General features: G+C 42.1%; 12 protein-coding genes and 2 pseudogenes. 8 read left to right on the top strand and 6 right to left on the bottom strand.

The window, feature by feature from the left end:
* Window positions 1-266 precede the first annotated feature (266 nt).
* Both CU633_RS22830 and CU633_RS10245 read right to left on the bottom strand, forming a co-directional pair.
* Window positions 267-440 carry a hypothetical protein gene (locus CU633_RS22830; protein WP_180954927.1) on the bottom strand — a complete coding sequence of 58 codons (174 nt, stop codon included), beginning with the start codon at window positions 438-440 and terminating at the stop codon, window positions 267-269.
* A 41-nt stretch (window positions 441-481) separates the two neighbouring features.
* Entirely contained in the window at window positions 482-685 is a 204-nt protein-coding gene (locus CU633_RS10245) for a hypothetical protein (protein WP_101660077.1), read from the bottom strand.
* A 55-nt stretch (window positions 686-740) separates the two neighbouring features.
* On the opposite strand from CU633_RS10245, the gene CU633_RS22825 reads away from it, so the two are divergent.
* A complete protein-coding gene (locus tag CU633_RS22825; protein ID WP_180954926.1) occupies window positions 741-905 on the top strand; it encodes a hypothetical protein in 165 nt (54 codons plus the stop codon).
* Between the two features lie 174 nt (window positions 906-1,079).
* Here CU633_RS22825 and CU633_RS10240 read toward each other — a convergent pair whose 3' ends face one another.
* Window positions 1,080-1,280, bottom strand: a complete 201-nt coding sequence (locus CU633_RS10240; RefSeq protein ID WP_257958621.1) for a heavy-metal-associated domain-containing protein — start codon at window positions 1,278-1,280, stop codon at window positions 1,080-1,082.
* Between the two features lie 189 nt (window positions 1,281-1,469).
* Between CU633_RS10240 and CU633_RS22820 the strand changes: the two genes are divergently transcribed.
* The 4 genes and pseudogenes from CU633_RS22820 (at window position 1,470) to CU633_RS22815 (ending at window position 4,008) form a co-directional block, all read left to right on the top strand.
* Entirely contained in the window at window positions 1,470-1,637 is a 168-nt protein-coding gene (locus tag CU633_RS22820) for a hypothetical protein (protein WP_180954925.1), read from the top strand.
* A 435-nt stretch (window positions 1,638-2,072) separates the two neighbouring features.
* Window positions 2,073-3,534, top strand: a pseudogene (locus CU633_RS10235) (alpha/beta hydrolase).
* 107 nt (window positions 3,535-3,641) lie between these two features.
* Window positions 3,642-3,698, top strand: a pseudogene (locus CU633_RS10230) (DinB family protein); the annotation flags it as partial.
* Window positions 3,699-3,837: 139 nt separating this feature from the next.
* Window positions 3,838-4,008 carry a hypothetical protein gene (locus tag CU633_RS22815; RefSeq protein ID WP_180954924.1) on the top strand — a complete coding sequence of 57 codons (171 nt, stop codon included), beginning with the start codon at window positions 3,838-3,840 and terminating at the stop codon, window positions 4,006-4,008.
* Window positions 4,009-4,153: 145 nt separating this feature from the next.
* Here the strand turns inward: CU633_RS22815 and CU633_RS10225 are convergent, their stop codons facing one another.
* Window positions 4,154-4,588, bottom strand: a complete 435-nt coding sequence (locus CU633_RS10225; protein WP_101660073.1) for a DMT family transporter — start codon at window positions 4,586-4,588, stop codon at window positions 4,154-4,156.
* 300 nt (window positions 4,589-4,888) lie between these two features.
* Between CU633_RS10225 and CU633_RS10220 the strand changes: the two genes are divergently transcribed.
* Window positions 4,889-5,272 carry a hypothetical protein gene (locus CU633_RS10220; RefSeq protein ID WP_101660071.1) on the top strand — a complete coding sequence of 128 codons (384 nt, stop codon included), beginning with the start codon at window positions 4,889-4,891 and terminating at the stop codon, window positions 5,270-5,272.
* 250 nt (window positions 5,273-5,522) lie between these two features.
* Here the strand turns inward: CU633_RS10220 and CU633_RS10215 are convergent, their stop codons facing one another.
* Window positions 5,523-6,863 (bottom strand): FAD-dependent oxidoreductase, encoded by a 1,341-nt coding sequence (locus CU633_RS10215; protein ID WP_101660069.1) that lies wholly within the window; start codon window positions 6,861-6,863, stop codon window positions 5,523-5,525.
* A gap of 226 nt (window positions 6,864-7,089) precedes the next feature.
* Here CU633_RS10215 and CU633_RS10210 point away from each other — a divergent pair, with 226 nt between their 5' ends.
* Both CU633_RS10210 and CU633_RS10205 read left to right on the top strand, forming a co-directional pair.
* Window positions 7,090-8,715, top strand: a complete 1,626-nt coding sequence (locus tag CU633_RS10210) for a PTS transporter subunit EIIC (protein ID WP_101660067.1) — start codon at window positions 7,090-7,092, stop codon at window positions 8,713-8,715.
* A 27-nt stretch (window positions 8,716-8,742) separates the two neighbouring features.
* A complete protein-coding gene (locus CU633_RS10205) occupies window positions 8,743-10,065 on the top strand; it encodes a 6-phospho-alpha-glucosidase (RefSeq protein WP_101660066.1) in 1,323 nt (440 codons plus the stop codon).
* A 64-nt stretch (window positions 10,066-10,129) separates the two neighbouring features.
* Here the strand turns inward: CU633_RS10205 and CU633_RS22810 are convergent.
* A partial coding sequence (locus CU633_RS22810) for a hypothetical protein (protein WP_180954923.1) occupies window positions 10,130-10,309 on the bottom strand: 180 nt, incomplete at its 5' end.

The raw sequence follows: 10,309 nt of genomic DNA, 5'->3' as shown, positions 1-10,309 counted from the left end.
GAAGGACAAAAGGAGGCAAGTGATCCAGGGAAAAGTCCTTCATCCAGGTGATGAAGGACAAAACGAGGTAAGTGAACTGGGGAAAAGTCCTTCATCTAGGCAATGAAGGACAAAACGAGGTAAGTGAACTGGGGAAAAGTCCTTCATCCAGGTGATGAAGGACCGCAAAGAAGCGGCCCGTCTTGTAGATGCATATTGTTGCCCATAGATGTTTCCCCTATGCGTGGGGTACCCTTTTAAACCAGCTTGAGATCAGAGATCATTCTCTAATCATTCGTCATGGTTCTGTAACCCCCAGTTTTAACAACTTTGAGTAGAAAGTCATCTGTTGCTTCTCCGTTCTTATGTACTACATGAAGTGAACCGTCATCAAGTTTGGCACTGTTTGTAACATTCTGGTCAACGTCTGCGGTCTTGTTCATATTGTCTCGGTCAGCCATATCTTCACCTCCTGTTTTTAGCATATGAAAACGGCCACATTTTAAGCAGCTACTTGACCAATATAATGGTTTTTTTTGAGCTGCAAAATACACTCTGCTGGCTGTAATTGTGTATGCAGCATTGGAACAATCTTTTCGTATAGGCTTGTTGCCAAACCGGAACAATATAAAAGATCAACATTGGAGATACCTACGCCGAGTTCCGTTTTAAAAGGGCCGAATTTATCTAATAAACGGATTCTCATACATTAAATCTTTAGAAGTCCATACAACTAATGACTCATTTATGGAGGTACCATAATGGAAAAAGACAATTTAGGGCAGAAAGAACATCGAAATCGAAGTAATGAAGAAGTTTTAGAAATCAGTTCCACAGGATATGGATTAGAATCTGTTTCAAAGGACACGGAAGAACATGAAGTACAAACATCAAATAATCGAAATTCTTCTTGCGGAGGATTATAAGCGAAGCTCCAGAATATGGATAGTTAATCAATTAAAGAGCCGAAATTGATATAAAAAGCCCCAACTTTTTTAAGACATTGGGGATGTTTCCACTAATTATTCTGGTAATTCCGATCGCTCGTAGAATGGTAATAGGGACCAAGTATCTCTCTATTTCGTTACACATAAGATGACTTATTCAAGAACATGCAACCCATGTTGCTCGATCCTTGTTTTGATTTTTTCCTGGGCAACCTGAGTTTCATCATATGTGATCTTTACTTCACCATCTTCAATGTCTACTAACGCCCTTTCAATACCATCCATTTGCGAAAGAATGGTTTCTAATGTTTGAATAGGTTGTTCATTTACAGCTTCTTTGACATAAATAGTCATTTGTGCCAATTTCTATTCTTCCTTTCCGTTTTGTTCAATTTTTAAGGCTTTGACACAATTGCATTGCTTTATATATACCCATTCTTAGGAGAAATATGTGACGAGTTATTCTTGTTAACATAGTGGGCGGAAAGAGCTTATTGGAGTTTTGTTTAAAGTTGGGAATAACTTTTAATGGAGGTGTGATGGATGGAGAATATAGAACAATTGCTTCGTGATTATGGCTACCCTGAGGAAGCTATCCCTGATTTATTGAAAGAAATAAGCAATCTGGGTTATGAAAAAGCGGAACAAATGATCATGCCATATCACGACATAACTGCCGATAGATCCTCTAACCCAAACCGCCGCCCGTGATTTAAACGGATGCGGTTTTTATTATTGCTTAAATGGTTCCAATCTGTGATCTGATGAAAAAGTTAATAGAAATTAGAACAAAAATCCGTCCCTTTGAGTGTGCTGATATTCTAAATTAATAAAAATTTATTTTTTCTCCTACGCTGAAACAGTTAAAATTTTATATTTTAATGAAGATAAGTATCGGCTATTAATGATTCGTTCTATGGAAGGATTTTAAGAACAGGCAATACCATTGAAAAGCGATTTAGCAGGTGATCAAAGTGAATGAAAACAGACAAAAGACCCATGTATGAGTAGAAAATAAAAAGTAGAATAAAACCATGAAGTTAAAAGAATATTCCGTAAATTAGAAAGGAAGGGATTGGTTTGAAACAAAAAATGTTAGCGCTTACTTTGGCATCTTCTCTAATTTGGGCCGTGTATCCGGGAGGAATGGCCGCTGGACAAACAACGGAATCACTTATCCCCGGGGCTCATTCTGTGACTGAAACTTATTTCAATGGCCAAGAAAATAATTGGCTGACGACGAAAAATCCAAAACAGTTTCAACAGGCTACGTTGTTTGGAAATATTGGGTTAGCGCCTTATAACTGGGGAGATTCAAAAGCGGGTACAGGCTGGTATCAAATGTATAAGCCAGCATCGATTACGGGAACCCAGGTGAATGGAATGTTTGAGGATGCGCAATTTGTGATTCGGGTCCCGGATGATTGGAATGGCAAACTGGTCGTTTCCGGAATCCCGGCTACCCGAAATGAAACCTCCACCGATCTTTTATTCAGCGATTTTGTTTTAGAAAAAGGTTACGCATTTGCGGCAATAGATAAAGGAACTCAAGGAGAAGCCGATCCGTCTGACCCGTTTGCAAAGGTGAAAAATGCATTGGTGAACGAGGATGATAGTGTTGCTGAATGGAATATGCGGTTTCGCCAAGTAACAAAAGCGGCACAACATTATTTAATCGAACATTTTGCTGACAAGCTGATTAGCCCAACCGATACTGCCAATCCAGCAAGTGATTTAGTAACCGAAAATCACCGGGTACCCTACATATGCGATGGGCATTTCGAATGGCGGCTACGTAGTGCGCTATGCGCTTGAACATGATGGACCCGAAAAAACGGGGGAACCGCGTCTGTTTGACGGCGGGGTTGACTGGGAAGGGGTGTTATGGACTGAAAAAACGCCTAATCTGATCAGCTCGTTAACAACAATCGTCAACAATGCCGAAGAAGCGATTTATGGAACTGGAAAAGAACAGACAAAAGCAGTCAAAGCAATGTATAAAGCAGGGTTGCCAAAAGGGTCGGAACAATTATGGGCCTATCATGACCAGGTGTATTGGTTTGTCACTTTAAATATATACCGTGATCATTTCGATCCGGAAGCACCAGGCCGAATTGAGTGGAAAAACTATTTAAACTTTGTCAACGGGGTCAGGGACCGTACCTATGATCATATTTTTGAACATTACAAGTATGAGACCCGTCCAAAACGGGTTAAAGAAAACATCAGGGAGATATCAAATACAGGGGATATTGATGTGCCGCTAATCAGTATAACGGGTTCACTTGATTCTCTCATTTTCCCAGAGATTCATGCCGAGGGATATCAAAAACTTGTTAAAAAAGCGGGAAAACAGGATCTGCATCGCCTGTACACGATAGAGAAGGGAAATCACGTTGACAGTCTTGTCTGGAATAGTTCAACCGATCCGGATAAGAAACTTCAGCCTTTATTGCCATACGCTCATCAAGCTTTTGATCTGCTAATTGATTGGGTTGAAAATAATAAAGCTGCGCCAAAAAATAAGACCGTTCAGGCACCTCAGAACCCTGTAAAAGTGATAGATTTGAAAACTGGAAAGGAAAGGGATCCACGCCAGGATCGATAAGGAGCACACATTGAATAGACAACACTTTCACCGGGTTTGGATGCCCGGTTTTTTTTATGGGCTGTAATCAAGGAGGAACATCAACCACATCAGAGTGGCTTGTCTAACATTTGATTGAACATGAATCGCATCATCGGGGCCAAATTTTCCAACTGCTCAGGTAGTCTGCATAATGTCTGACTGGTTCCTTTCTTATCGAGCGAATATTTTTGATTGCAAAAATGGTGGAAGAATATCAGCTTTGTATAGGAAAATTTCGGACAGCAGATAATATGGGGGATATCACTTTAAGGAGGGAAGCCCATGACTCAAGAGAGCAACAGACCTGCAGGTACTCTAAACAGAAAAAATGATGATATGGATGGAGGGCCGATAGGTGAGCGCTTAAATAGCGACGACTCATTTAGCGACACAGGCTTAAATAATGCACGTTTAACTCGTAAAGCAGTAAACAAAGCAGATTCAGATCATTAAAAAAGAACGAAAGATGCTCTTTTTGTTTTGAGCAAAACGAAAAATCACACTGGTTCAGAATGTGTGATTTTTCATCTTGTCGAACATGAAACCATGGTTCTGTAACATAGATTCCTTACAAGCAATTGCTTTTTGAATTCAAATTTCATTTAGAGTTAAATAGAAATAATGAACCAAATAACAGGAATATAGCGACTATTTTTTTAAAATTGATTGGAATAGGCGTGCCCCCAAACCAACCAAAATGATCAATAATCACTCCGAAGATTAATTGTCCAGCAATAACGGCGATTAATGCTGGTGCAACACCGATATGAGGCACAACGAGAATCATCACACTGACATAAACCGCTCCCAGCAAACCTCCTACCAGTTGCCATTTAGGCACTGAAAAAACGACACCAAGATTTCCTTTTCCAAAAAACAGAACGAGAAAGAATAAGGCCAAAGTACCGATTGCAAACGAAATAAAAGCCCCCTCTAATGCACCTGCTTTTTTCCCTAACCCACCATTAATCTGTGCCTGAAAGGCGACCGCAACCCCCCCAATAAAAGACAGCACCGGAAAAATCCATTTCATGTTTTTTCTATCTCTCCCTTTGACCTTTGATTCTATAAGATTACAGATTTGACCTCTATAGTCTGGGTATTTTGAGTGTTTTTAATGACGCATATTCTCATCATACACTAATTTCCCCCGTAATATCACTATCCAGGTTTTAAGCGTGTATGGAGCGATAAGCTGGGGGCTTTCAAGTCCAACAATACAGAGGTTGCAAACTGTGATTATCCGGAGCAAATTAAGCTCAACTTCATGTAATAGTTTCCCCCATAACGCATAAGATTGAATATCGATTTGTTATGGGGGGATTTTTGAAAAATGATAACAGGGGAAATGCTGGTCAAATATTATGAGCTGAATAAAAAGAAAAAAGAAATTGAACTGGAAATGAATCAATTAAAGGATATTTTTCATCACTACTTTGACGATCAAGTTGGAACTGATGATAAAGGAGAAATCACAATAAGTGGCTACAAACTCCAAAGGCAAATACGAAAAACAGAGAAATTTCATGACGAAGAAACAATAAAAAGGTTAGAAGAATTGCAAATGAATGACCTCATTAAAATAGTAAAAAAACCGGATGATGTAAAGATTAAGTCCGCAATTAATCTCGGATTATTACATGCAGAGGACCTTGAGGGCTGTATCATTACGACAACTTCTCCGGCGATATCGGTAAAGCCGGTAACCCCAAGATAGGGCTAAGAGGGAAAAGTAGAGTTTAAGTTTGAAAGCCTCATGAAAAAACACAAAATTCCCCGATCTTCACGGATGAAACCAAAAAAGTAAAGGGCCGAACTTTGTCCGGCCCTTTACTTTTTTGGATATTGTTCGCCTGTCTTTAATGAACACAGTAATGCTTCGGCTAGTATTACTGAAGTTTGTTAGGCCTCTACCTACAGTACCCCTGCCTTATAAAAAACTACTATGATGATTGGATCCTTTATTTTTAAACACTTAAAACCATACCGTCTTCAACAAGCTGCTTTTGGAGTTCTTTTACATCGATCCTTGCTGGTGTTGTGCCTGATGTCAGGGCGAGTACAGCTGCTGTGCCCGCTGCCTGACCGGCAGCCATAGCGCTTGGTGTTAACCTGGTTGTCGCCAGTGCTTCATGGGAAGTGGACATGCAGCGGCCTGCTACAAGCAAGTTTTCAATTTTTTTCGGAAGTAAACATCCGTAGGGAATATCAAATGAACCGTCGCCTTCAACCCAGGCGATTTCCATGCCGCTGCCGCTCGGAGCATGAATATCGATCGGATAGCCGCTTTTCGCAATCACATCATCAAACTTTCGGCCGGCGACAACATCCTCTTTTGTTAACACATACTGCCCATCAATTCTCCGTGACTCACGAATTCCAATCTGGGCACCCGTGCTGGAGATGGATGCTTTTTCAAAGCCGGGAATCCATTTTTTAAGGAAGTCCGCTACCATAAGCACTTGCTTTCGGCCTTCAAACTCCGCTTTTGTTAAATCCTCAATCTTTGTGCCATCCAAATCCTGCACCCGCGTCATATTGACAAGAACTTCGTCTTCAGCCGGACCGGCAAAGAAGAGAACCTGGTCGCGGTTAATCGGCAGGTTGGCTTCCTTCCATTCTTTATAAAAGCCCTGAACCGAGGTTAACGGAAGATCAGGCAGCTCTGCAAAAGGAGTTTTTTTGAAAAAGTTTTCTGGATGCTGGATCATCTGCTCCTTCACTTTCTCGAGATCGACGCCTCTCATTCTAAATTTCATCGTCAATGGCTGTGTTTTCTGATCCTCATCCCGGCCTTTGAGAGTTGGAGCGCCCGACAAGTAAGCAATATCGGCATCGCCTGAAGTATCGACAAACATATCGGCATAAACTCTTTGCCTGCCGGATTTTGACGTGATCTCTATATATTGAATGCGATCGTTTTCTACTTCCACATCATCCACAAAGCTATGGACCAATAAATCGGCTCCTGCTTCTTCAAGCATTTCAACGGCGAGCACTTTATAAACCTCGGGATCATAAGGCGTTACGCTATAAACAAATCCGCATGTATCGCGAAGATGTCCAGGAGAAGCACCGCGCTCCTTTAAACGCTGGACAATTTCCTCGGCAATTCCTTTAATCACCTGTGTCCCGTTCTCAGTATGGTAGGTCATCCATGGGTAAACGCTTGCAATTGTTGACATGCCTCCAAGAAAACCATGTCTTTCAATCAACAATACTTTTTTATTTTTACGCCCTGCAGCAACAGCAGCATTGATTCCAGCCGGTCCTCCGCCAACTACGACAATATCATAATGTTTTGTCATTCTTGTTTCTCCTCCTAAAAAGAAGCATGATCTATCTACCACTATAGTAGCCGAAGCAAGTGGTCTGTTTCTATGCAATAAGGCAATGTTGAAACATGTTTCAAACAGATAGGCTGACGAAAAAACATGTTTTAAGAATAGCAGAATTCGAAAAAGACTGTGTTATAGTTACGGTGTTGAAAACGCAATCATTTATACAAAAAGGTTTTTAAAAGGGGGTTATTCTATGAAGAAAAAATTACAAAGTTATTTTTCGATGCTGGGAAGATCATTTCTTTTAGCCGTAGCGGTTATGTCATTTTTCGTGCTGCTACTATCACTCGGGGCGGTTCTGAAAAATCCGCACTTTATTGAAGCGGCTCCGTTCCTGGGCAGCCCTTGGATTCAATTTATCGCAAATGCGTTGAGCGAATCCGGACTTGTGGTCATCCGGTTTATGCCGCTCGTGTTCGCAGTCTCGATTGCGATTGGGATGTCTGAGAAAGGTTCAAAAGAACTTGCGGCATTTTCGGCGATCGTCGGTTATTTATTTATGATTACCTTCTCCAGTTTAACGATGTCGAGTTTTGGAATGGTAATCCGTCCCGATGTCGTTGTCGGTGATAACAACATGGTCAGTATTGCCCAAACTCTTGATATGCGAAAAGCGATGCAGACGATGGTGCTTGGTGTCCAAACGATTGATACAGGCGTTCTTGGCGGTGTGATCGTTGGTACGGTGGCAGCATGGGCAACAAAACGCTATAAAAATCAATCATTGCCATTGATTTTCAGCTTTTATCAAGGCAAGCATTTTCCGCCGATTGCCACTGGATTCATTTTTATGCTCGTCGGGATTGCGATTCCGTTTATCTGGCCAATCATCGGTAATGGCATTTACAGTGCCGCCAAACTCGTTACAGGAGCAGGCGTTGTTGGGTCATTCCTGTTCGGATTTATTGAAAGGATCTTGATTCCTACAGGTCTTCACCATGTCTGGTACTCGCTCGCGCACTTTACGCCTGTTGGCGGAACAAAGGAGATTTGTGGTGAGGTTTTTACCGGAACAAAAGCGATTACAACAGCAGCGATTGGTTGCGGCCAATTTAGCGGAGATCTTTCCGATATTACCCGCGTTTGGCTTGGACAGGGTGCAACGCCAATAAAAGTATTTGGTGTACCGGGTGCCTTAATTGGTATTTACCTGGCTGCAAAAAACAAAAACCGGGCAAAGGTTATCGCGATTTCCGCGGCAAGTGCTTCTTTCTTCGCTGGAGTAACAGAACCTTTCGAATTCTTATTCATGTTCCTGGCTCCCGGTTTATTCATAATCCATGCCGCCTTGACTGGTTTATCATTTGCGTTCCTTGACCTTGTCGGCGCGTCTTATTTAGGAGGAAACAACATCATCGAACTGATCTTCAATGGTGTTTTCCAGGGGCATAAATCAACATGGATTCCAGTTACACTCGTTGGCATCGCGATGTTCTTCATCTATATGTTCGTGTTCAAATGGTATATTGAAAAATTCAATATTATGACACCGGGACGCGAGCCGGAAGAAGATACTGAGGAAGTTTTGAAAGCGGAAGTAGAAGCTTCCAAGCTCATTAAATCAAAAGCCGATAAAAATGAAGTTGCGAAAAGCCTGATTGCGCATCTGGGCGGCAAGGAAAACATTAAAGATTATACAAACTGTATTTCGCGGCTAAGGGTGTTTGTTCATGACCCATCACTAGTAAACAAGGAAGCGCTCAAAAAGGTACCGGATTCGCTCGGTATGTCACAGCCATCCGAAGAAGAAATTCATATTGTATTCGGTATGAAAGTGTCTGAATATCGCGAAGCCGTTGACCGTCAGCTAGAACAGTAACTATCAAAGAAGATGAGGTGCATTGATATGAAAACGTATAAAATTGCCGTGGCCGGTGGAGGCTCCACTTATACGCCAGGAATCGCAAAAGCGTTAATGCTAAAGAAGGATGAGTTCCCGGTAAGCGAAATTAGCCTTTATGATATTAATGAAGAACGTCAGCGTAAAGTTGCATTAATTACCGAAAAAGTCGTTGCAGAATTCGATCCGAACGTAAAAATCTGCGCGACGACCGATCCAAAAACTGCTTTTGAAGATGTTGACTTTATCTTTGCACAGCTGCGTGTCGGCGGAAACGCGATGCGTGAGAAGGATGAAAAAATTCCGTTTAGTCATGGAATTGTCGGCCAGGAAACATGCGGGCCAGGCGGAATGGCATACGGACTGCGGACAATCGCACCAATGATCGAGCTTAGTGATTTTGCGGCAGAGTATGCTCCACAAGCTTGGATCATTAACTACTCAAACCCGGCAGCGATCGTTGCAGAAGCAATCCGCAAAGAGCGTCCAAATGCCCGAATCTTAAACATATGCGATATGCCGATCGGAATGATGCTCCGCATGGCAGAAATTCTCGGCTGTGGAAAGGATGAAATTGAAGTAGATTATTTTGGCTTAAACCATTTCGGCTGGTTTACCGACGTATACGTAAAAGGCGAAAGCCGCATGAACGAATTGCGTGAATACATGAGCGTCCATGGCCTTGTGACACCAGAGCAGTCGAAGGATTTGCAGCACTCCGATGTTGACTGGATTAAGGCACATACGAATGTCGCGAAAATGCTTCAGCTTTTCCCTGAATACTTGCCGAGCTCTTACTTGCAGTATTATTTGATCCCACAAACAGTGGTTGAACAAACAAATCCAGAATACACTAGAGCTAACCGCGTCATGGATAACCGTGAAAAGAATCTGTTTGATTCAATCGCGCATCTCGAAGAAACAGGGGAATTTAAGGAAGGCTTCAATGTCGGTGTCCACGGTACGTTTATTGTGGATGTCGCGATGTCGATCGCTTTTGACCGTCGTGAACGCTTCCTGCTGATCGTGGAAAACAATGGCGCGATCCCGAACCTGCCTGCAGATGCGATGGTAGAGATTCCAGCATACGTAACAAGCAGAGGACCTGAACCGATCCGTTTGGAGCCAATTGGCTTGTTCTACAAAGGCTTGATCGAGCAGCAACTCGCATCTGAAAAGCTAATCGTTGAAGCGGCACTTGAAGGATCATACCAGAAGGCGTTGCAAGCATTTGTCCTAAACAAAACATTCCCTTCTGCAGAAGTTGCCAAAACGGTATTGGATGATCTGATTGAAGCAAACAAAGAATTCTGGCCTGTTTTAAAATAATATGTAACATGAGAGACCTGAGAATTTTTGTTCTCAGGTCTCTGCTAGTAGATTCTAATTGATGCTAATGAATCAGCTTCGGCTTAAATGAAGCTGTTTTTCGCGTAATTCTTGATGTTTCCGCTCGTAAATCTCGAGTTCCGCTCGTAAATCCTGAGTTCCGCTCGTAAATCTCGAGTTCCCGCTCGTAAATCTCGAGTTCCGCTCGTAAATCTCGAGTTCCGCTCGTAAATCTCGAGTTCCG

The sequence above is a fragment of the Bacillus sp. V3-13 genome (assembly GCF_002860165.1).
Lineage (GTDB): Bacteria > Bacillota > Bacilli > Bacillales > Cytobacillaceae > Bacillus_BJ.
This window is presented reverse-complemented; position numbering and strand designations above follow the sequence as displayed.

Bases quoted from the DNA above. Each gene is read 5' to 3' on its own strand.
- CU633_RS22830 (WP_180954927.1), bottom strand. From the start codon at position 440: ATGGCTGACCGAGACAATATGAACAAGACCGCAGACGTTGACCAGAAT.
- CU633_RS10245 (WP_101660077.1), bottom strand. From the start codon at position 685: ATGAGAATCCGTTTATTAGATAAATTCGGCCCTTTTAAAACGGAACTC.
- CU633_RS22825 (WP_180954926.1), top strand. From the start codon at position 741: ATGGAAAAAGACAATTTAGGGCAGAAAGAACATCGAAATCGAAGTAAT.
- CU633_RS10240 (WP_257958621.1), bottom strand. From the start codon at position 1,280: ATGACTATTTATGTCAAAGAAGCTGTAAATGAACAACCTATTCAAACA.
- CU633_RS22820 (WP_180954925.1), top strand. From the start codon at position 1,470: ATGGAGAATATAGAACAATTGCTTCGTGATTATGGCTACCCTGAGGAA.
- CU633_RS22815 (WP_180954924.1), top strand. From the start codon at position 3,838: ATGACTCAAGAGAGCAACAGACCTGCAGGTACTCTAAACAGAAAAAAT.
- CU633_RS10225 (WP_101660073.1), bottom strand. From the start codon at position 4,588: ATGAAATGGATTTTTCCGGTGCTGTCTTTTATTGGGGGGGTTGCGGTC.
- CU633_RS10220 (WP_101660071.1), top strand. From the start codon at position 4,889: ATGATAACAGGGGAAATGCTGGTCAAATATTATGAGCTGAATAAAAAG.
- CU633_RS10215 (WP_101660069.1), bottom strand. From the start codon at position 6,863: ATGACAAAACATTATGATATTGTCGTAGTTGGCGGAGGACCGGCTGGA.
- CU633_RS10210 (WP_101660067.1), top strand. From the start codon at position 7,090: ATGAAGAAAAAATTACAAAGTTATTTTTCGATGCTGGGAAGATCATTT.
- CU633_RS10205 (WP_101660066.1), top strand. From the start codon at position 8,743: ATGAAAACGTATAAAATTGCCGTGGCCGGTGGAGGCTCCACTTATACG.